Below are 22134 nucleotides of genomic sequence, written 5' to 3'. Positions count from 1 at the left end.
AGGTCCGGGGTTTTTATGCGCAACAAAACATATAATAAAAAGAAAATGCTTGTCGTATTTCTGGCAGCGGCGGTGATGATACTGGGGCTGCTGGGAAGGCTTGTCTATCTGATGATCTTCGATGCAGAGTATTATCAGGAAAAGGCAAAAGCGCTGCATGAGCGTGAACGGGAAATCAAGGCTGCAAGAGGAGAAATTGTGGATAGAAACGGAGTTGTACTCGCTACGAACAGAACGGTGTGCACGATTTCAGTTATTCACAGCCAGATCAAGGAACCAGAGAGAGTCATTGAAGTACTTTCAAAAGAACTGGGGATTTCGTCCGGTGAAATACGTAAAAAAGCAGAGAAGATTTCCTCAAGAGAAAAGATAAAGACGAATGTTGATAAAGAGACAGGGGACAGAATCCGGGAATATGATCTTGACGGAGTGAAAATAGATGAAGATTTTAAACGGTATTATCCATATGACAGTCTCGCATCGAAAGTGATTGGGTTCACCGGAGGGGATAATCAGGGAATCATAGGACTGGAAGTGAAATATGAAAAATGGCTGAAAGGGACGAACGGGACGATTCTTACAACGACGGATGCAAGGGGAATCGAACTGGAAGGAATTGCGGAGGACCGGATAGAACCGGTAGCCGGAGAGACACTTCAAATCAGTCTGGATTATAATATTCAGATGTATGCACAGCAGGCTGCGTTGAAAGTCATGGAGGAGAAAGAGGCCGATGCAGTAGTTATCCTTGTGATGAATCCCCAAAATGGTGAAATCTATGCCTGCGTTAATATTCCGGAATTTAATCTGAATGATCCATTTACTTTGAATATGGAAGAGGATACTTCGGAACTGGATGATGAAGTCAAACAGGAACGCTTGAATCAGATGTGGAGAAATCGATGCATCAATGATACATATGAACCGGGATCCGTATTTAAAGTGTTCACGGCTTCTGCGGCATTGGAGGAGGGAGTGGTAAGCCTTACGGATCAGTTCTATTGTCCGGGATATAAAATTGTGGAAGACAGAAAGATCCGCTGTGCAAGAACGACCGGCCATGGTGCGGAAACGTTTGTGCAGGGAGTGCAGAACTCCTGTAATCCGGTTTTTATTGAAGTTGGATTGCGGCTGGGAGTAGATAATTTTTACAAGTATTTTGAAAAATTCGGTCTGTTGGAAAAAACAGGAGTGGATCTTCCGGGGGAGGCTGATACGATTATGCACAAGAAAGAAAATGTCGGTCAGGTGGAACTGGCTACGATGTCCTTTGGACAGTCTTTTCAGGTAACACCGATCCAGATGGCTGCGACGATCAGTTCCCTTATCAATGGCGGGGAAAGGATCACCCCGCATTTTGGAATGGCAACTTATCGGGCGGATGGGGAGAAGACGGAGACATTTGATTATGGGGAAGGCAAAAGAATTCTGTCGCAGGAGGTTTCTGAGACAATGCAGGCTGTACTGGAAACGGTTGTGTCAGAAGGTGGAGGAAAGAATGCCTATATTGAAGGGTATCGAATCGGCGGGAAAACGGCAACCAGTCAGACGCTGCCAAGGAGCGCGAGAAAATATATTGCTTCTTTTGTTGGCTTCGCACCGGCAGATGATCCGGAAGTGCTGGCGATGGCAGTAATCTACAATCCACAGGGTGTCTATTATGGAGGGACGATCGCTGCCCCGGTTGTGAGGGACATTTTCGATAATGTACTTCCATATCTGGGAATAGAAAAACAGTCATAGGAAAATGAGAAGGACGAAAGGTAAAAGGTCGGAAGTGTCCACTTTACAAATGGAAACAGATACATTATACTAAATGCGTAGAAAAAAACGAAAGAAATAAGAGGTGCGTTATGGATTATAAGATGGTAATTCCAGTGCTGATAGCATTTGGACTGAGTGTATTGACCGGACCTATTGTGATACCGATTCTCAGAAGGCTGAAGATGGGGCAGACAGAGCGTGAGGAAGGAGTGAAGTCTCATCTTAAGAAAGCAGGAACTCCGACAATGGGAGGCGTGATCATCCTGTTCGCGATTACGATGACATCCCTGATCTATGTCAGGGAATATCCAAAAGTGATCCCTGTCCTTTTTGTGACACTGGGGTTTGGAATGATTGGATTCCTGGATGATTATCTGAAGGTTGTACTAAAGCGTTCCGATGGCCTCATGCCGATGCAGAAAATGGCACTCCAGATTGTGGTGACTGCGATTTTTGCATTTTACATTGTTAAGGTTGCAAAGGTCCCGCTTACGATGCTGGTTCCTTTTACCGGCGGGAAATACTACTGGGATATCGGATGGCTTGTAATTCCGGTTCTGTTTTTTGCTGTTATCGGTACGGTGAACGGAGTGAATTTTACGGATGGTCTGGATGGCCTTGCATCTAGTGTGACGGTGCTTGTGGCTACATTTTTCACAGTCGTTGCGATGGGAAATAAGAGTGGAATCGAGCCGATTACCTGTGCGGTTGTCGGAGCGCTTCTTGGATTTCTACTGTTCAATGTATATCCGGCAAGTGTTTTCATGGGAGACACCGGTTCGCTGGCGCTGGGAGGTTTTGTGGCTTCGGCAGCCTATATGCTTCAGATGCCGCTGTTTATCATAATTGTCGGACTTATTTATCTGATCGAGGTGCTTTCTGTTATGATACAGGTTGCATATTTTAAGAAAACGGGTGGGAAGAGATTTTTTAAGATGGCTCCGATCCATCATCATTTTGAACTTTGCGGATGGAGTGAAACGAGAGTTGTCGCAGTATTTTCAATTGTTACGGCTATTTTATGCCTGATTGCCCTTCTGGCGCTTTAAGCGAAGAAGAAGAAAGGTAGGAGGAAGAAAGATGGATTTACAAGGGAAGAAAGTGCTTGTTTTTGGTGCAGGCATCAGTGGTACCGGCTCTTGCAGGCTGCTGGCAGATAAAGGGGCAGAAGTGATTCTTTATGATGGAAATGAGAAACTGGATGCGGCTGCTGTTGCAAATCAGACCGGTGCAAGGGTAATTCTCGGAACATTTCCCGAGGAGGAACTTGCGAGGCTTGATCTGGTGGTAATGAGTCCGGGAGTTCCGACGGATCTTCCAATCGTACTTCGGATGAAAGAAGAAGGAATTCCTGTCTGGGGAGAGATCGAACTCGCGTATGTGTGTGGAAAAGGTGAGATTCTCGGAATTACGGGAACCAATGGAAAGACGACGACGACCTCCCTCCTTGGCGAGATTATGAAGAATGCGTTTGAAAGTGTGTTTGTTGTCGGGAATATTGGCAATCCTTATACGACGGTTGCGAACGAAACGAGGGAGGATTCAGTGATCGTCGCGGAGCTGTCCAGTTTCCAGCTGGAGAGTATCCTTACATTCAGGCCGAAAGTCAGTGCGGTTCTGAACATCACGCCGGATCATCTGAACAGACACCACACGATGGAAGCTTATATTCAGGCGAAACAGGATATAGCGAAGAATCAGACCTCCGAGGATACCTGTATACTGAATTATGAAGATGAAGTTACACGTGGTATGGCGGATAAGATCGATGCTTCGGTTCTATTTTTCAGTAGTGCGCATAAATTGGAACAGGGGATTTATCTGGATGATGGTGCAATCATTTACAAACCGGATAAAGATAAGGAAGGTATTTTGATCTGCCGTACGGAGGAACTGCAGATTCTGGGCGTACACAATTATGAGAATGTAATGGCAGCTGTTGCAATGGCGGCTGTCTATGGAGTGGATCTGGATGTGATCCGCGATACAGTAAAGTCATTTAAAGGAGTAGAACACCGGATCGAGTTTGTGGCTGAGAAAGGCGGAGTTGTCTATTATAATGATTCAAAAGGAACCAATCCGGATGCGGCAATCAAGGGAATTCAGGCAATGAACCGGCCTACGGTCCTGATTGGAGGAGGTTACGATAAACAGTCTGACTTTCATGAATGGATCCGCAGCTTTGACGGAAAAGTACGTTATCTGGTTTTGATCGGCGCAACGAAGGAGCAGATACAGAGGGAAGCGGCAGAATGCGGATTTCATGACTGCATTCTGAGAGATACTTTTGAGGAGGCAATGGACACTTGTGTGGAACTTGCTAATCCCGGAGATGCAGTTCTGCTTTCTCCGGCATGTGCGAGCTGGGGAATGTTTCCGAATTATGAAGTACGCGGAGATGAATTTAAGAAATATGTGCTTGCATTATAAAAAGTGAGGAAGTGAGCCGGATTGGCGGAGAAAGAGAAAAAGAAGCGAATGGATTATACGCTTCTTGTCATAGTGTTTCTGCTGGTCGCAGTAGGCCTGGTGATTCTATACAGTACCAGCGCATACAATGGTGACGTGAAATTTCACGATTCTTTCTACTATCTGAAGAAGCAGGTGTTTGCAACGATCCTGGGGCTTGTTATGATGTTCTGGGTTGCCGGGATCGATTATCATGTATGGCAGCAGTTTGCAGCAGTCTGCTATCTGGCAGCGGTTGGGCTGTCAATTGCGGTTATGCTATTCGGAAAAGAGTATAACGGATCCAAAAGATGGTTATCTTTGGGTCCGTTTTCTTTTCAGCCTTCTGAATTTGCGAAAGTTGCGCTTATTATTTTCTTGTCATGGATCGTGACGAAACATGCAAAGACGATTGCGAAAACAGGGACTATGTTCAGAATTGTTCTCTGGATGCTCCCAATCGTGGGACTGGTCGGTACCAGTAATCTGAGTACGGCAATCATCATTCTGGGGATCGGCGTCGTACTGGTATTTGTTGCCAGCCCTCGATATGCACAGTTTGTCGGCATGGGGGTGTTGGGGTGCGCGTTTATGGGAATCTTTCTGGCTCTCGAAAGCTACCGTCTGGAACGTCTTGCAATCTGGAGAAATCCTGAAAATTATGAGAAGGGATATCAGACCCTGCAGGGGCTTTATGCCATTGGATCGGGCGGACTTTTCGGAACCGGTCTTGGAAATAGTGTCCAGAAGCTCGGGTTTGTGCCCGAAGCGCAAAATGACATGATTTTTTCTATTATATGTGAAGAACTCGGACTGGTGGGGGCGGCTTTTATCGTCTTTTTGTTCCTGATTCTGATCTGGAGATTTTTTTTGATCGCAACGCACAGCCGAGATCTTTTTGGCGCACTGATCGCATCGGGAGCGATGGCGCATATGATGATACAAGTGATTCTGAATATTGCGGTCGTTACAAATACAATACCGAATACAGGGATTACTCTTCCGTTCATCAGTTACGGAGGGACGTCCGTTGTTTTCCTTTTGATTGAAATGGGGCTTGTGCTTAGTGTGTCAAGTCTGGTAGAATGAACCTTAGGGAGGAAAATGCTGCCTGAAAAGGACAGCTGATAAATAATAAGGAGGCATTTGGATGAGTGAAGAACAGAATCACAAAAAACGACGAATCAAGAAGCGGACGATTTATGCAATCATTCTGCTGGTTATGCTGATCTGCTTTGTTATGATTGGATTTCTCCTTTTATTTCAGGTTCGAAAAATAGAAGTGGAGGGGAATCAAATTCTATCTAAGCAGGAAATTGCAGACTGGCTGCAGCAGGATGAATTTTCAACGAATTCCGTATATTTGCTCTGCAAATATCATTTTACAGATTATGAGATGCTGCCTGCGTTGGAAGAGGCCAAGGTGGGGCTTGCCAATCCATGGACGATTCGAGTTCAAGTGACGGAAAAGAAAATTGTAGGTTATATTATAGTCGGAGATGATTTCGTATATTTTGATAAGGATGGCGTGGTGCTGGCGCGAACAAAAGAATGGTGGGATGATGTGCCGTGTATCGAAGGTCTTACCGTGAGTGAAGCAGAGCTTTTCGAGGAACTTCCGGTCGGGAAGGACAACAAGAAGGTTTTTGAGCATTTGCTGGATATGAGTAACACGCTGAAGAAATATGACCTGAAGCCGGATCGGATTTTGTGCAGAGGCTCGGATTTGTATTTGTATTTTGGAAATAAATGTGCGATCATCGGTGATGAGAATCTGGCAGACAGGATTTCACAGATTCCGCCGATCCTGGAGAAACTCGGGGATCAGAAAGGGACGCTTCATCTGGAGAGATATGACGAGGATCACACGACAATCAGCTTTGAAAAAGATGTCCTACCGGAAGAAAGTGAGTAAAAAATTAGAAAAATATACAAAATTCTATTGATATTTTGGAAAAAAAACTATATTATAGTTGATATATAGCTAATCGTATATTGGACATATTGGGTGTATAATATAATAAGGAGACAAAGGAGGAGAAACTCTTGTTAGAAATTAAGACAAACGAATCAGAAGCAGCAGCAAAAATAATCGTAATTGGTGTTGGCGGCGGTGGAAATAATGCTGTGAACCGTATGATCGACGAACAGATTGCAGGTGTTGAATTTATTGCAATCAATACAGATAAGCAGGCACTTCAGCTCTGTAAGGCACCGACTCTGATGCAGATTGGAGACAAGCTTACCAAAGGACTTGGCGCGGGAGCAAAACCGGAGATCGGTGAGAAGGCAGCAGAAGAAAGTGCGGAAGAGATTTCAGCAGCACTGAAGGGTGCAGATATGGTATTTGTAACCTGTGGTATGGGAGGCGGAACCGGAACCGGTGCAACGCCTGTTGTAGCACGTATTGCGAAAGAGCAGGGAGCGCTTACTGTAGGTGTTGTTACGAAACCATTCCGTTTCGAATCAAAAACAAGAATGAACAATGCGCTTGCAGGAATTGAAAAATTAAAAGAGAATGTTGATACATTGATTGTTATCCCGAATGATAAACTTCTTGAGATCGTTGATAGACGAACAACAATGCCGGAAGCACTGAAGAAAGCAGATGAAGTCCTTCAGCAGGGTATTCAGGGTATTACCGACTTGATTAACGTACCGTCACTTATCAACCTTGACTTTGCGGATGTTCAGACTGTCATGACAGACAAAGGAATTGCACATATCGGTATCGGTCAGGGCAAAGGCGATGACAAGGCATTGGAAGCTGTTAAACAGGCTGTTGCCAGCCCGTTGCTTGAGACGACAATTGCAGGGGCTTCTCATGTAATTATCAATATTTCCGGAGACATCACTCTTATGGATGCAAGTGATGCGGCTGAATATGTACAGGATCTCGCAGGAGAAGAAGCGAATATTATCTTTGGTGCTATGTACGATGATTCTAAGTCAGATGAAGCAACGATTACCGTAATTGCGACCGGACTTCACAGTGTGGGAGGAACTGCATCCAAATTGCAGTCCAGACTGGAACATAAATCCAGTATGCTTTCAGGCGCAGGTTCTATGGGAGGAACAACGCAGGCGATGCCGAAGAACGACTATGGTATGGAGAGACCGCTTTACAATACAAGAAATTACCAGCAAGGTACCGGTAACGGAACGATGCCTCAGCTTCAGACACCGAGAAAGCCGGCAAGCAATGTAAAAGAGCAGTCTATTAAGATTCCGGATTTCTTTAAGAAATAATTTTATATTTTTGTCGAAAGACGCAACATATTTTATGTTGCGTCTTTTTTTATGCTCATTTATACGACAGCCTTTTTTGTGAAAATTTGACAAAAGTCATTCCGAATTCCTGTGTTTAGTGGTGTCGAGTGAAAATAAGAACGCTCCTCACTGTTTGACAAAATCTGAGGGGACGATTGTCTATAATAAGGTTTGCTTGAGTACCAAATCGATTTGATTCAAAAGAAAGAGGGAAAAACGTGCAGTATGAAATATATTTAGATGTATTTTTTCTGGTCAATTTTTCGATGGATTATCTGATTCTCCTGGCGGTAAAAAGAGCATTGAAATGTACTGCCACACATGGATATGTGCTGTTGGGAGCATTTGCGGGAGCGTTTTCAGTCAGTGTTTTAATGTGTATTCCGATGTATCCGGCGGTCAAGATTCTGATTATGCATTTATTAGTGAATTCCTGTATGTTGATCGTTTCGCTGAGACCTGCATGCGTTTCGGAGTTTATCAGGGAATGGATCCTGCTTTACATTGTCAGTTTTCTGATGGGAGGAATTATGACATGGATCAGGCCGTACATGGGTGAATTCTTTCGGGAGGGAGTACTTTGCTTTTCGATTACAGTGTGCAGCTATTATCTGCTGTGCAGAGTGATGGATTTTCTTGAGATGATGTGGAAATTCCAGGAAAGCAGATGCAAAGTGACATTATATTTCCGGGAAAGGGTTTGTACATTCCGGGCAGTAATCGATAGTGGAAATAGTCTTTGTGATACGCTGAACTGTAAGCCAGTACATATAATTGATAAAAAAGCAATGAAAGAATTGACGGAACAGGAAAAAATACAATATATCAGATACATTCCTTATTGCACGATCCAGGAAAATGAAAGTGTATTGCCAGTATTTACCATCGATAAAATGTGCATTCATGGAAAGCGCGAGAAAATCATAGAATATCCGCTGTTCGGAATTTCGGCACAGGAACGGTTTAATGATGGAAATTATGATGTGATATTGCATCCCGAGGATTGTTAGGAGGAGTAAAATTGATGATAAAAGTTGCAGTTCCAAACCAGTTTAAATTAAAAATGGTACCCACATTCCGGACATTTTTGTTTCCGGAGACAAAAGATGTACACTATATCGGCGGCTCGGATATTCTTCCGGCTCCGTTGGAAGCAGAGGAAGAAGCGAAGGCGATTGAAGCGCTGGGAACAGAGACGGAAGAAAAGGCGAGGAAGCTGCTGATCGAGCATAATCTGCGTCTGGTCGTCTACATTGCCAAGAAATTCGACAATACAGGAGTCGGTGTCGAGGATCTGATCTCGATCGGAACGATCGGACTTATTAAGGCAATCAACACGTTTAATCCGGATAAAAAGATCAAGCTGGCAACTTATGCCTCACGTTGCATAGAAAATGAGATTCTCATGTACCTGCGCAGAAATAATAAGACCAGGATGGAGGTTTCCATCGATGAGCCGCTGAATGTGGATTGGGATGGAAATGAGCTGCTGCTTTCCGATATTCTCGGAACAGAAGAAGATACGATCTACCGTGATATGGAAAATGAAGCGGAGAAAAAAGTGTTGTTTCGGGCTGTCAGCCGCCTTTCCAGCAGAGAGAGAACCATCGTGCAGATGAGGTTTGGCCTGGGAATGCCGGGAGGTGAGGAAAAAACGCAGAAGGAAGTGGCTGATATGCTTGGGATTTCTCAATCTTATATTTCGCGTCTGGAAAAGAAAATTATGCAGAGGCTGCGCAGAGAAATGGTGCGCTATGAATAAAAAAACAGAGATGATTAAACATCATCTCTGTCCCATTTATCTGCCAGATTTTGAATCTGGGTTTCAAATTTTGCAAGGTCTTTATTGGCGAGACCTTCGTTCTTAAGCACAACATCCATGAGACGTTTCGCTGCGGCAACCACTCGCCCGAATGCAGCAGATGCACGCTGCCTTGCAGGTTTTTCGACTGCCTTTTTGGGGATCTTGATTCCGGGGCTTAAGATGGTATCGGTTGCAAGATCTACAGCGCCTCCGGAATAAGGTGCAAATGCAGGTATGTGGAACCGGTCGGTAATAGTATGAGCAAAAGAATCCGTTACTGCATCTTCACCATGAACCACAAAAACGTGTGAAGGTTTTTTGGAGAATCCATCTAACCAGTTAAGGAGTCCGTTCATATCAGCATGACCGCTGATTCCCTGGAGAATTTCGATATGAGCATTTACTTCGATGTTCTCGCCGAACAGCTTCACGCAGTCGGCTCCTTCTACAAGCTTTCGCCCCAGAGTGCCTTCTGCCTGATATCCTACAAAAAGGACAGTGCATTCTCTTCGCCATAGATTATGCTTCAGATGGTGGCGAATACGACCTGCTTCACACATACCGGAAGCAGAGAGAATCACCTTTGGCTTATCATCAAAGTTGATTAATTTGGATTCCTCACTTGTAATGGTCGTTTTCAGCCCGGGGAAAAGGAGCGGGTTTATACCCTGATTGATGAGGGCCATAGCTTCCTCGTCGAAGCAGGAACGAGTATTCTTCTGGAATACAGTCGTGGCATCGATCGCAAGTGGGCTGTCTACATAGACCTCAAAGTTGCTGTATTCTGGAAGAAGATTTTTCTCCTTGATCTCCCGGAAGAAATACAGGAGCTCCTGAGTTCTTCCTACGGCAAATGAAGGAATCACGACATTGCCGCCACGTTCGAATGTTTCACGGAGAATCCGTGTGAGTTCGCCAATGTAATCCGGCTTCTCGGCAGCGTGGATCCGATCACCATATGTAGACTCAATGACCAGATAATCTGCATCGCTGACGTTCTGGGGATCACGGATGAGAGGCTGGTCGATATTGCCGACATCGCCCGAAAAAACGATTTTCTTTTCTACGCCATTTTCATGGATCCATATCTCTATGCAGGCGGAACCCAGTAGATGACCTATGTCTGTAAAGCGGACATCGATTCCCTCACACAGCTGAATTTTCTGATTGTAATCTACAGGAGCAAGTAGCATGATCGTATTCTGGGCATCCTGCATATCGTAGAGTGGTTCGTACATAGGGCCGCCTGAACGGCGTGCTTTTCTGTTTCTCCACTCAGCTTCGGCAACCTGGATGTGTGCACTGTCACGGAGCATAATGCTGCACAGATCTGCGGAAGCAAATGTAGAGACAATGTCGCCCTTAAATCCATTTTTTACAAGGAGAGGAAGCTTTCCTGAATGATCGATATGCGCATGAGTCAGCAACACATAATCAATCGTGGAAGGTGACACAGGAATGTCCTGGTTCTCATAAAGGTCAGGTCCCTGTTCCAGACCACAGTCGATCAGAATATGCTTACCACAGGCTTCAAGATAATGACAGCTTCCAGTGACTTCGTGGGCGGCACCGATAAATGTTAGCTTCATAAGCTCAACCTCATTTCGTTAGAATTATTATCTTAATTATACTATAAATTCAGAAAAAATAATAGTTATTATGTCAAGGACTAATATTTTTTATATTTTGTTTATAATTGTATAAATAAAATATGTTTTGAGAAAAATTCTACTAGCTGGAAAGAGTTAGGAGGATACTTGAAATGGCATTGAATAAGGTTGAAATCTGTGGAGTAAATACAGCAAAGCTTCCGCTTCTGAATGATGAGGAAAAAGATGCCTTGTTTGCAAGAATTAAGGAAGGTGACGAGACAGCAAAAGAAGAGTATATCAAGGGAAATCTCCGCCTCGTCCTCAGTGTGATCAAACGTTTCGGAAGCACGAACGAGAATCCGGACGATCTGTTCCAGATCGGTTGTATCGGGCTAATAAAGGCAATCAATAATTTTAATCCGGAATTGGAGGTGAAATTCTCAACATATGCAGTCCCAATGATCATTGGCGAGATCCGACGCTATATGAGGGATAATAATTCAATACGGGTCAGCAGATCCTTGCGTGATACCGCTTATAAAGCGATCTATGCGAAAGAAAATTACATGAAAAGAAATATGAAAGAACCTACAGTTCAGGAAATAGCGGATGAAATTGGAATATCAAAGGAAGAAATCGTCTATGCACTGGACGCGATCCAGGCGCCGGTAAGTTTGAATGAGCCGGTCTATAATGACAGTGGAGACGCGCTCTATGTAATGGATCAGATCAGTGACAAAAAGAACAGGGAGGAAAAATGGGTGGAGGATCTTTCCCTGCAGGCGGCAATGGAACATTTGGACGAGAGAGAAAGGTATATCATTCAGCTTCGTTTTTTTGAGGGAAAAACCCAGATGGAAGTGGCACGGGAAATCCGAATCTCTCAAGCGCAGGTCAGCCGTCTGGAAAAGAATGCACTGCGTCTGATGCGTCAATATTTGAAAACAGAATAGAAAATCGAATTTTATATTGAAATTTGACAGGGTTCATACTATTATAGTCATAGAAAAGGAGAGCAGCAATGTATAAGGCATGTATTTTTGATTTAGATGGAACCCTGACAGATACTTTGGATTCCCTGTGGTATTCGGTAAATGAGACTTTGAAGCAATTGGGAGTGAAGATGATTTCACGTGAGCAGTGTCGCGGCTTTGTGGGAGACGGTGCCAGATGTCTGGTGGAACGTGCCCTTCGGGCAACCGGAGATGTGGAACTTGAAAGGATCGAAGATGCAATGCAGATATTCGGCAGAGTGTTCAGTGAAAAGTGTACGTATCATGTTGCCCCGTATGAAGGGATTCTTTCTCTTCTTGAGGAACTGAAGAGCCGTGGGCTTGCGATTGCAGTATTTACGAACAAACCGCATCAGCAGGCTGTGGACGTAGTTGAAAGTATATTCGGCAGAGGGATGTTTGACGAGATACGCGGACAGCGTGACGGATTTCCGAAGAAGCCGGATCCGGCGGGACTTTTTGAAATTACAAAAGACCTTGGAATCAAGAAAGATGAAGTAATCTATGTGGGGGATTCAGAAGTGGACGTTCAGACCGGGAAGAACGCGCAGGTTCTTACGGTCGGTGTGAACTGGGGATTCCGATCAAAAGAGATATTGGAGAGGTCAGGGGTTGATGTGACCATAGACCACGCTGATGAGTTGCTTAGATTCCTGTAATACAAAGCGCAGAATATAAGCGCGATCGAGATAAAGGGAGGGTTATCGAAATGTATGAGTATGATGAGGAGTGCCTGAGAACGTTTTTGAAGATGCAGTCACAATTATTCGATGAACCGGTGGCTGATACACTGGAAGAAGCAGAGGCATTTCTGGAGGACTGTATGGCAGTGATTGTTGACTCTGTCAGAGAAGTAAGAGAATATTTTGAGGAAAGCGGAGCCGATGTGGAAGGCATGAGCGATGAAGAGCTGGAAGATGCTTCTGAGGTATTTGAACTTCCGAACGGACAGTATCTGATTGTAGAAGGATAGTCAGAAAATAGATGTTCTTGTTATTTTCAGGTGAAAAGCCGATAAAGCCGTAGTCATGAAACTACGGCTTTTTTGAGCGCTTCGTCGATGGCATTCAGGAGGAGCTGTGAGGTGTAAGGAGTGTCGGACGGCAGTTCAATGTTTTCAAGTGATTGTGTGTCACAGATCTGTTGGGCAATCTCTTCGATTGCCGGTTGAAGAAGAGGATACATGGCAGCAACAGATTCATCCAGATTGCTGATTCGTATGGACTGGATCCGGGTCTCATCCACAGCAACTTCTACATTCAAATCGGTATTGTTCAGATGAACAGAAGAGGTATAGACACCGGGATTATATGTTTTACGGACATCGCTATGCTTGCCATTCCCAGAAGAAAACATAAAGAAAAGCAGGCATAGGATCAAAATGCCGAAAACAGCAAATACTGCTGTATAAATAATTTCTTTCATGTGCAAGACGATGATTTTGGTTTTGGAACTCATGAAAACCCCCCAAATACATTTCTTTTTGAATATCCAGTTGCATGCTGTTTAACACAATATATGAATGAATGCAGGAAAATATGCATTCTATGGCGTGACAAAAAAGAAAGTGTCTGGTATCATAAAGCAAGAAAAATGCAGAGGTGATTAAAATGTTGGTTATAGTTGGACTTGGAAACCCGGATGATAAATATCAGGGAACACGACACAATGTTGGATTTGATGTGATAGATCTGCTTGCGGAAAAATATAATATAGCTGTAGATACAAAAAAACACAGAGCGTACATTGGAAAGGGAATCATTGGCGGGCAGAAAGTGATCCTGGCAAAACCACAGACCTATATGAATCTGAGTGGGGAAAGTGTAAGAAGCCTGGTCGAGTATTACAAAGTGGATCCGGAAACGGAACTGCTGATTATTTTTGATGATATCAGCCTGGATGTAGGACAGCTCCGAATCCGTAAGAAAGGAAGTGCGGGTGGGCATAATGGAATAAAGAACATTATAGCAAATCTGGGGACTTCTGTTTTCCAGCGGATTAAAGTCGGAGTCGGAGAAAAACCGAAAGGATACGATCTGGCAGATTATGTGCTCAGCCGTTTTTCAAAAGAAGAGCGGGAATTGATAAAAGAAGGCTTTGAGTGTGCTGCGGAAGCGGTGGCTATGATCACAGCTGGAGAAATCGATCAGGCTATGAACAAGTATAACAGGAAACGTAAGGATAATGAATAAAATGATCCTTGCTTAGAAAGAATAAGGAGCAATTGGAAATGAAAGCATTTACAGCCCCTCTGAGAGAATTGGCAGAGTTTGAGGAAATATACAAAGAGAAACGGAAAAAACCGGGAATGCTGCTGCTATCAGGATGTGTGACTTCACAAAAAACTCATATGATTTATGCGCTTAGCGATGGCTGCCCTTGCACACTCATCGTTCTTTCTAATGAAGAAAAGGCAAAACAGATGTACGAGGAATACTGTTTCCTTGATGAGAATGTCTGTTATTATCCGGCAAAAGACCTGTTATTTTATCAGGCGGACATCCACGGGAAACTTCTGATCAAACAGCGTATGGAAGTCGTTCAGAGACTGATCGAATCGAATGAAGCGGGCAGTGAAGAAAAATCAGCCAGTATCATAACGACTTTTGATGCCTTGATGGATTTTCTGATGCCGATTGAAGAGATTGAAGCGTGTATTCTCACTGTAGAAAATGGAAGAGAATATAGGTTTGAAGAGCTTACCAGAAAGATTGCACAGCTGGGCTATGAGAGGGAAGTTCAGGTAGAAGGACCCGGACAGTTCGCAGTACGGGGAGGAATTCTGGATATCTATCCGTTGACGGAAGAACTGCCGATACGTATTGAATTCTGGGGAGATGAAGTGGATTCAATCCGGACTTTTGATGTGGACAGCCAGCGTTCAGTAGAGAATCTGGAACGGATTGTGATCTACCCATCTGAAGAATTGAAAAGTGACAATAATTCCGTTTCTTTCATAGATTATTTTAATGTTAAAAATACGAATTTATTTCTTGATGAACCGGTTCGCCTAATCGAGGCGGGAACGAGAATTGAAGAAGAAGTTGTGAATGCACGAAAGATGCGCGCTCTGGCGGACAATGAGGACAGGGAAGGTACGCCGGAACCATTGTTTTATACGACAGAAGAAGTGGTTAAGAAATTAAATCATTTTTGCTCTGTCGGAATGTGTGCACTGGAGAATAAATGTAAGCCGTTTTTAGTAAAAGAACAATTCCATTTACAGACCCAGAGTGTGAATCCTTATAATAACAGTTTCGAGATGCTGACCCATGATTTAAAGCGGCTGAAGAGGAATGGATATCGAGTCATTCTGCTTTCCGGTTCGAGAACAAGGGCAAAACGTCTGGCGGAAGATCTGAGAGATTATGACCTCAGCAGTTATTATAATGAGGATCCCATGAGAGAAGTGCTTCCGGGAGAAATCATGGTATGCTATGGGCATGCCGCGGTCGGTTACGAATATTCGATGATTAAATTTGTGGTAATTTCTGAAACGGATATTTTTGGGAAAACAAAAAAGAAAAAGAAACGAAAAAGTTATGATGGACAGAAAATACAGAATTTTTCTGACCTAAAACCGGGGGATTATGTGGTTCATGAAAACCATGGACTTGGAATTTACCGGGGGATTGAGAAAATTGAAGTAGATAAAGTTACGAAAGATTATATGAAGATTTCTTATGCTGATGGAGGAAATCTTTATATTCTTGCTACACAGCTTGACCTGATTCAGAAATATGCAAGTGCAGACGCAAAGAAGCCGAAGCTGAATCGTCTTGGCGGACAGGAATGGAAGAAGACAAAGACAAGAGTAAAAGGGGCTGTACAGCAGATTGCAAAGGACCTTGTGGAACTGTATGCTGCACGTCAGGAGAAGGAAGGATTTGTCTACGAGAAGGACACGGTGTGGCAGAAAGAATTTGAGGAAATGTTCCCGTTTGAGGAGACAGAAGACCAGCTTATGGCTATTGAGGCCACGAAACGCGACATGGAAAGCCCGAAGATCATGGATCGCCTGATTTGCGGAGATGTCGGATTCGGGAAAACGGAGATCGCGATCCGGGCAGCTTTTAAGGCTGTGCAGGACGGAAAGCAGGTTGTTTACCTTGTCCCGACAACGATTCTGGCACAGCAGCATTATAATACTTTTGTGCAGAGAATGAAGGAATTCCCTGTTCGCGTAGATCTTCTCTGTCGTTTCCGTACACCGGCGGAACAGAAAAAAACTCTGACGGATCTGACGAAAGGCCAGGTCGATATCCTGATCGGAACACATCGTGTGCTGAGTAAGGATGTTCAGTTTAAGGATCTGGGGCTTCTGATTATTGATGAAGAACAGCGTTTTGGAGTACAGCACAAAGAAAAAATCAAAAAATTGAAAGAAAATGTGGATGTTCTGACACTGACTGCTACCCCGATTCCGCGAACACTTCATATGAGCCTGATCGGGATTCGTGATATGAGTGTTCTGGAAGAGGCCCCTATGGACCGGATGCCGATCCAGACCTATGTGATGGAATACAATGACGAGATGGTGCGGGAAGCCATCCAGAGAGAATTATCCAGACAGGGACAGGTGTATTATGTATATAATCGGGTCAAAGACATCGCCGATATGACAGCCAGAATCCAGGCATTGGTGCCGGAAGCAAATGTTGCGTTTGCACATGGACAGATGCGGGAACATCAGCTGGAACACATTATGTACGATTTCATTAATGGAGAGATTGACGTATTGATTTCTACAACCATCATTGAAACGGGACTGGATATTTCGAATGTAAATACCATCATTATCCACGATGCCGACCGGATGGGATTGTCCCAGCTTTATCAGCTTCGAGGGCGTGTTGGACGCTCGAATCGGATGGCATATGCTTTCCTTTTGTATAAACGGGATAAGCTTCTGAAAGAAGTGGCAGAAAAAAGGCTTGCAGCCATCCGGGAATTCACAGACCTGGGTTCCGGAGTGAAGATTGCCATGAGGGATCTGGAAATCCGAGGTGCCGGAAATCTCCTGGGTGAGGAGCAGCACGGGCACATGGAGGCAGTTGGATACGATCTCTACTGTAAAATGCTGAATGAGGCGGTTCGTCAGCAAAAAGGAGAAATTCCGGAAGATACGTATACAACGACGATCGATCTGAACATCGATGCATTTATTCCGCCGACTTATATCCCGAATGAATATCAGAAGCTGGATATTTATAAGCGAATCGCAGCCATCGAGACGGAGGAAGAACGGGAAGATATGCTGGAAGAACTGATTGACCGGTTCGGGGAACCGCCGAAAAAAGTACAGCAGCTTTTGACTATCGCACAGATCAAAGCTTTTGCGCACAGCTCTTATATTATTGCAATCGAGCAAAAAGGGGAAGATTATCAATTTACCATGTACGAGAAGGCAAAAGTATCGGCCCAGAAGATTCCGGTGCTTTTGGATAAGTATAAAGGTGCTCTCACTTTCAAAGTCGATGTAAATCCGTATTTCATATATAGGAAGCTTCGGAAGACAAAGAAGGAGAAAGATGAACAGGTTCTCGAAAATGTAAAACAGATTATTGCAGATATTCATGAATTGATTGAAGAATAAAGCGTTTTCATATAGCCGGATGTCAAATAACGGATGTCAAATTTTTGTGAAAAGGATTGCCAGCTAAGGAAAAACACGGTATACTATATAAATATGCACGACGATTCTGCCCGGGAGAACGGCAGGATACGGTTAAGGAGGAAATAGTTCAGATGAAGAAGAGAGTATTGACGCTTGTACTTGCATCTGCCCTGGTGGCAGCTACAGTAGCAGGCTGCGGTAAATTAGATGGAAGTGAAGTAGTTGCAGAGGTTGGAGATGCGAAGATCACGGCAGATGTGGCGAATTTCTATGCGAGATATCAGCAGGCACAATATGAGACGTATTATGCAAGCTTTTTAGGAGAGGATATGTGGTCTGGTGAGGCAGAAGAGGGTAAGACCTATGAAGAAAGTGTGAAGGAAGGCGTTCTGGAGTCACTTGAAACTATGTATATATTGGATGCACATAAGGATGACTATGGTGTTTCCTTGACGGATGAGGAGAATGAGGCTATAGAGAAAGCGGCGAAGAGCTTTACTGAATCGAACAATCTTGAAGATAAGGATATGGTTTCCGGAGATGAAGAAACTGTGAAGAAATTCCTGGAGCTTGTTACCATTCAGGAAAAAATGCATGAAGCAATGACTGCCGATGTGGATACCGAAGTGTCCGATGAAGAGGCTGCACAGAAGAGTATGCAGTATGTATATTTCTCATTTACCAAGACAGATGACGATGGAAATTCGACCCAGCTTTCAGAAGATGAAAAGGCAGAACTGAAAGAAACGGTTGAGGCATTCCGGGAGGGAGCGGTGAACGCGGAGGATTTTGCAGCTTATGCAGAGGAGGCCGGATATACAGCATCGACTCTGACTTTTGATACATCAACTACATCACCGTCTCAACTGCTTGTGGTTGCGGCAGATTCACTGAAGGAAGGCGAGGTTACTCCTGTGGTCGAAGATACCAGCGGATATTTTGTTGCAAAGCTGACCAGTCTCCTCGACCGGGACGCAACGGATGCAAAAAAAGAATCCATCGTTTCCGAACGGAAAGAAGAGCAGTTTGATAAGCTCTGCGAAGAATGGAAAGAAGCAGACGGTGTGAAGGTTCACAAAAATGTATGGGACAAGATCAGTTTTGTAAAACGGGGCGTGACAATTAAAGATACAGATGAATAGAATGTGGAATTATAGCAGTTCAGCCGTAAGGCTGAACTGTTGTGTTTTGGTCTGGCATTTTTTGTTTTGAATGGTGGCAAGCTTTCTGAATTTACGGGGGATTGTGTAAATTCCTTTTTACAATCTTGCAATTACCTTTTCAAAATCCATAATAAGCTACTGTTCTTACGGATTATTCATCAATTCCACTCTAAGAGTTTGGAAAAATTTATGATATAATATATAATTTTGTAAAAATATAAATACATATTAAAAATGTATTGACAAATTGGGTGAAACGAGTTATTATATAGACATAAAAGATAGATGAGGTAATAAAAACAGATAAAAAGGTTTCGGACGCTATCTTTTTAAATTAAAGAATGGAGGTACAGACCACCGAAAACATAATTTCAAAAACGGGAATCTAAGAAAGGAAGGTACAGACCACCAGAAAGGTAAATAATAATGACAGATGAAGTGAATTAAAGAGGAGTATCAAAAAACGAAGGTTGATACTCCTCTTTAATATGTTTAAATTGTAATGAGGGTTAATATTGAGTTTGTGTTAAAACAGTGAAATAGTTGCGATTATGTCTGCTTGTGTGATATAATAATCCGGTGGGAGAACGTAAATAATGATATAGGAGGACTTGTTTTATGTTTAATGAACCAATGATAAATGAGATCATTACCCAGATGAATGCAGTCGTACAGAATGGGATAGAGATACCCTTTCCAGCTCTGGTTATTTCGGCAGTTATCGGATTGATTGTATGTCTGTTCGGACTGAAGCTGGTCAGATTTGTGAACGCGATTTGCGGACTGGCTGTTGGAGCTGTACTTGGAATTCTGGTGGCATATCTGATCCAGACCGATCTGAAGATCGGTCTCGCCATTGTTGCGGCGGCAGCACTGATTCTGACGATCATGTCAGCAGTGTTCAAGAAGTTTGGAGCATTTCTGCTTTGCCTGAGCGTGGCTCTGGAGGTTGTAGGTATGTTCCAGATGCAGAATTTTACAATGCTGGCTGTCACAGGAGTTGCCGGAATTATTATTGCAGTCCTGACAATGATCTGGTTTGAACCACTTGTTATCATTGTGACATCACTGAGCGGGGGAATGGGGCTTGGAAATGCAGTTGCGCAGATGGTCGGAATTAAGAATCCTTACATTACACTGGGAATCTGTGCGGCCGGTATCGCCATCGGACTTATCGTACAATTTATGATGAAGTCCCGGGAAATCGGAAGAAGAGAAGCGCGGCATTCCAGACAGGTGAAAGAAGAGATTTCGATTGAATCGGAGATTGATCGTGCACGTTCCATTCTGGATCTCGATGATGAGGAGGAAGACGAAGACGAGTACGAGGAATAAAATTTTAAAGAAAGTCTGGTGATGTGCTCATGAAGATCGATATGCATTGTCATGTACGGGAAGGGTCGATTGACAGCAAAGTCAGTTTGGAGAAGTATATTTTAAAGCTGAAGGAAAAGGGAATTGATGGTATGCTGGTGACCGATCATGATACGTATAATGGTTACCGGTACTGGAAGAACACTTTCAAAGGGAAAAAGTATAATGATTTCGTTGTGTTAAAAGGAATTGAATATGATACGCTGGAAGCGGGGCATATTCTGATCATCATGCCTCAAGGCGTTAAGATGCGGCTTCTGGAAATGCGCGGACTTCCGCTTTCCCTACTCATTGATTTTGTGCATCATCACGGTGGAATCTGCGGTCCGGCACATCCTTGTGGAGAAAAGTATTTAAGCTTTACCAATACAAAGAAATGGCAGACGTCGCCGGAACTTCTGGAGAAATTTGACTTTGTTGAAACATTTAACGCGTGTGAACCGCCCGAATCCAATGCCGGCGCGAAACTGCTGGCGGAAAAATACAACAAACCCGGAACGGGGGGAAGCGATGCGCACAAGCTGGATTGTGTGGGAATGGCATATACGGAGTTTCCACATCCAATCAAGACGGAGCTGGATCTGATTATGCAGATCCGGAACCGGGAACCGATCAAGGCGGTTGGTGACTTTTACACAAAGACCACGAAGGACAAGATCGGTAAAGCGAATAAGCTTTTGGTGTATTCATTCTGGTTCTACAACCGTGGAGGAGCACTTCTAAAGATGCACAAACGCAAGAATAAGATTCAGGATGAGCAGCCGATCGATCCGATTGATCCGATTGAGATCCCATATCTGAAGCGAATTAAAAGAGACCATTAATTGAATAATAAAAGTCCGTATCACCGGCATCGTTTCTGATAGAAAATCAATGCTGATGATACGGACTTTTATGTATAAATGAAAATCTGATTCGGAACTGCAGGTCATCTAGCGTTTGCGCAGAGAATTCAGTTTCTCGCGCAGATCGTCTAAGGATTCACTGTATTTTTTGTTTTCCATTTTCGGGAACGCTTTTAGAAGACGTTTCTGAATACCGGTAAAGTCCTCACCAAGTTCACTGTAATGCTTACGCAAGGATGCAATACGTTCTTTCAATTCGTCTGAAACCGTATCCAATGTTTCGGAAATCTCTTCGCGGCGCTCTGTGAGATTGCCCAGAATCTCTTCCTGCTTTAAAGCAAAAGAATCTTTGAATTCCATCTGTTTTGCTGCAAGGGAATCTTTGAATTCCTCCTGTTTTGCAGTAAAAGAATCTTTGAGTTCTTCCTGCTTCTCCGTAACAGAATCCTTGATCGCATCCTGGGTTTCCATCGCTGCGATCGTATTTTTGTAAATATTTTCTCCAATTTTGTCTGATATTTCATGAAGCTCATCAGCAATCTCCTGCATAGCCGCAAGACGTTTGTTCATCTTCAAGATGCCGGAAGCAGTCACATAAAGGTCTGCAAACATGCCGATCCCCAGTATGATCAGAATGATCACTCCGACGATAACAGGAATATAGAGCAACAGTTTGTGAATAACCGGATGGATGAAATCCACGATCAAAACACAGGCAACGCCCCATATAAGAGAAAACAAGAGGCATACATAGCCATTGAGATTAAGCGGCATATTCGAATAATCCCACCATTTGTTATGAAAGACCCTCTCCAGAATGAACCCGGTCAGCCATTCGAGTGCGGTTACGAGAATCGTACTGGTTATGTAGAGAATGATGAGATTGGATCTGTAAGGACTAAGAAAATGGACGACCAGTGTGACTCCGATACCGTAGACCGGACAAATTGGGCCATTCAGAAATCCGCGGTTTACAAATCGATGCTCTTTCCAGGCGGCAAAAGCGACTTCCGTACACCAGCCAAGAAAGCCATAGACGAAAAAGTACAAAGCGATAAAATATAATTCCGTCATTTCAGTTTGCTCCTAACTATTTAATTTGTATGAATTACTATTATAACGCAATTATGGGGGAGATGTAAAGGAGGATTCTGTAAAGAAAAGGCTAAAATGTATTAATAGGATGATGTGAGGTGATAGGAAGATTCGGACTTTAAGAAAAAAATAAGAAGTCTAATAATTGA

Annotated in this window: 19 protein-coding genes; 16 read left to right on the top strand and 3 right to left on the bottom strand. The window is 43.6% G+C overall.

Annotated elements, in window-relative coordinates; all coding sequences use genetic code 11:
* Window positions 1-15: 15 nt before the first annotated feature.
* The 8 genes from ACTNBF_RS00840 (at window position 16) to sigE (ending at window position 9244) form a co-directional block, all read left to right on the top strand.
* Entirely contained in the window at window positions 16-1743 is a 1728-nt protein-coding gene (locus ACTNBF_RS00840; protein ID WP_427805475.1) for a peptidoglycan D,D-transpeptidase FtsI family protein, read from the top strand.
* A 110-nt stretch (window positions 1744-1853) separates the two neighbouring features.
* Window positions 1854-2813: a phospho-N-acetylmuramoyl-pentapeptide-transferase gene (gene mraY / locus ACTNBF_RS00835; protein ID WP_441088596.1), complete on the top strand. Its 960-nt coding sequence runs from the start codon at window positions 1854-1856 to the stop codon at window positions 2811-2813.
* 31 nt (window positions 2814-2844) lie between these two features.
* On the top strand, window positions 2845-4194 hold the full coding sequence (gene murD / locus ACTNBF_RS00830; protein ID WP_427805477.1) for a UDP-N-acetylmuramoyl-L-alanine--D-glutamate ligase: 1350 nt from the start codon (window positions 2845-2847) through the stop codon (window positions 4192-4194).
* Window positions 4195-4242: 48 nt separating this feature from the next.
* On the top strand, window positions 4243-5301 hold the full coding sequence (locus ACTNBF_RS00825; protein ID WP_427805675.1) for an FtsW/RodA/SpoVE family cell cycle protein: 1059 nt from the start codon (window positions 4243-4245) through the stop codon (window positions 5299-5301).
* A 61-nt stretch (window positions 5302-5362) separates the two neighbouring features.
* Window positions 5363-6127, top strand: a complete 765-nt coding sequence (locus ACTNBF_RS00820) for a cell division protein FtsQ/DivIB (RefSeq protein WP_441088595.1) — start codon at window positions 5363-5365, stop codon at window positions 6125-6127.
* 131 nt (window positions 6128-6258) lie between these two features.
* Window positions 6259-7461 (top strand): cell division protein FtsZ, encoded by a 1203-nt coding sequence (gene ftsZ / locus ACTNBF_RS00815; protein WP_441016951.1) that lies wholly within the window; start codon window positions 6259-6261, stop codon window positions 7459-7461.
* Window positions 7462-7700: 239 nt separating this feature from the next.
* Window positions 7701-8492 (top strand): sigma-E processing peptidase SpoIIGA, encoded by a 792-nt coding sequence (locus ACTNBF_RS00810; protein ID WP_441088594.1) that lies wholly within the window; start codon window positions 7701-7703, stop codon window positions 8490-8492.
* A gap of 11 nt (window positions 8493-8503) precedes the next feature.
* Window positions 8504-9244 carry an RNA polymerase sporulation sigma factor SigE gene (gene sigE / locus ACTNBF_RS00805; RefSeq protein WP_427805481.1) on the top strand — a complete coding sequence of 247 codons (741 nt, stop codon included), beginning with the start codon at window positions 8504-8506 and terminating at the stop codon, window positions 9242-9244.
* 14 nt (window positions 9245-9258) lie between these two features.
* Here sigE and ACTNBF_RS00800 read toward each other — a convergent pair whose 3' ends face one another.
* Complete coding sequence (locus ACTNBF_RS00800) at window positions 9259-10875, bottom strand: MBL fold metallo-hydrolase RNA specificity domain-containing protein (protein ID WP_427805482.1); 1617 nt, start codon at window positions 10873-10875, stop codon at window positions 9259-9261.
* A 173-nt stretch (window positions 10876-11048) separates the two neighbouring features.
* On the opposite strand from ACTNBF_RS00800, the gene sigG reads away from it, so the two are divergent.
* From sigG to ACTNBF_RS00785, 3 genes are all read left to right on the top strand, one after another.
* Window positions 11049-11831, top strand: a complete 783-nt coding sequence (gene sigG / locus ACTNBF_RS00795) for an RNA polymerase sporulation sigma factor SigG (RefSeq protein WP_427805483.1) — start codon at window positions 11049-11051, stop codon at window positions 11829-11831.
* Between the two features lie 68 nt (window positions 11832-11899).
* The gene (locus tag ACTNBF_RS00790) at window positions 11900-12550 is read left to right on the top strand and encodes an HAD family hydrolase (protein ID WP_441016945.1); all 651 of its coding nucleotides are present in this window, start codon (window positions 11900-11902) and stop codon (window positions 12548-12550) included.
* A gap of 50 nt (window positions 12551-12600) precedes the next feature.
* Window positions 12601-12864, top strand: coding sequence for a glyoxalase (locus tag ACTNBF_RS00785; RefSeq protein ID WP_427805485.1), 264 nt, complete (start codon window positions 12601-12603; stop codon window positions 12862-12864).
* A gap of 53 nt (window positions 12865-12917) precedes the next feature.
* Here ACTNBF_RS00785 and ACTNBF_RS00780 read toward each other — a convergent pair whose 3' ends face one another.
* Window positions 12918-13349: an FMN-binding protein gene (locus ACTNBF_RS00780; protein WP_427805486.1), complete on the bottom strand. Its 432-nt coding sequence runs from the start codon at window positions 13347-13349 to the stop codon at window positions 12918-12920.
* Between the two features lie 152 nt (window positions 13350-13501).
* Between ACTNBF_RS00780 and pth the strand changes: the two genes are divergently transcribed.
* The 5 genes from pth to ACTNBF_RS00755 all read left to right on the top strand — a co-directional run bounded on the left by pth (window position 13502) and on the right by ACTNBF_RS00755 (window position 20869).
* Window positions 13502-14083 (top strand): aminoacyl-tRNA hydrolase, encoded by a 582-nt coding sequence (gene pth / locus ACTNBF_RS00775; RefSeq protein WP_441088593.1) that lies wholly within the window; start codon window positions 13502-13504, stop codon window positions 14081-14083.
* Window positions 14084-14121: 38 nt separating this feature from the next.
* Window positions 14122-17487, top strand: coding sequence for a transcription-repair coupling factor (mfd, locus tag ACTNBF_RS00770; RefSeq protein WP_441088592.1), 3366 nt, complete (start codon window positions 14122-14124; stop codon window positions 17485-17487).
* Between the two features lie 152 nt (window positions 17488-17639).
* Window positions 17640-18650 (top strand): SurA N-terminal domain-containing protein, encoded by a 1011-nt coding sequence (locus tag ACTNBF_RS00765; RefSeq protein WP_427819072.1) that lies wholly within the window; start codon window positions 17640-17642, stop codon window positions 18648-18650.
* A 639-nt stretch (window positions 18651-19289) separates the two neighbouring features.
* Window positions 19290-20006: a hypothetical protein gene (locus ACTNBF_RS00760; RefSeq protein WP_441024595.1), complete on the top strand. Its 717-nt coding sequence runs from the start codon at window positions 19290-19292 to the stop codon at window positions 20004-20006.
* Between the two features lie 29 nt (window positions 20007-20035).
* On the top strand, window positions 20036-20869 hold the full coding sequence (locus ACTNBF_RS00755; RefSeq protein WP_427819070.1) for a PHP domain-containing protein: 834 nt from the start codon (window positions 20036-20038) through the stop codon (window positions 20867-20869).
* Window positions 20870-20977: 108 nt separating this feature from the next.
* Here ACTNBF_RS00755 and ACTNBF_RS00750 read toward each other — a convergent pair whose 3' ends face one another.
* Window positions 20978-21964, bottom strand: a complete 987-nt coding sequence (locus ACTNBF_RS00750) for a putative ABC transporter permease (protein WP_427805492.1) — start codon at window positions 21962-21964, stop codon at window positions 20978-20980.
* Window positions 21965-22134: the final 170 nt, after the last annotated feature.

Origin of the sequence: Bariatricus sp. HCP28S3_A4 (genome assembly GCF_052066395.1) — a bacterium.
Taxonomy (GTDB): domain Bacteria; phylum Bacillota; class Clostridia; order Lachnospirales; family Lachnospiraceae; genus Allocoprococcus.
This window is presented reverse-complemented; position numbering and strand designations above follow the sequence as displayed.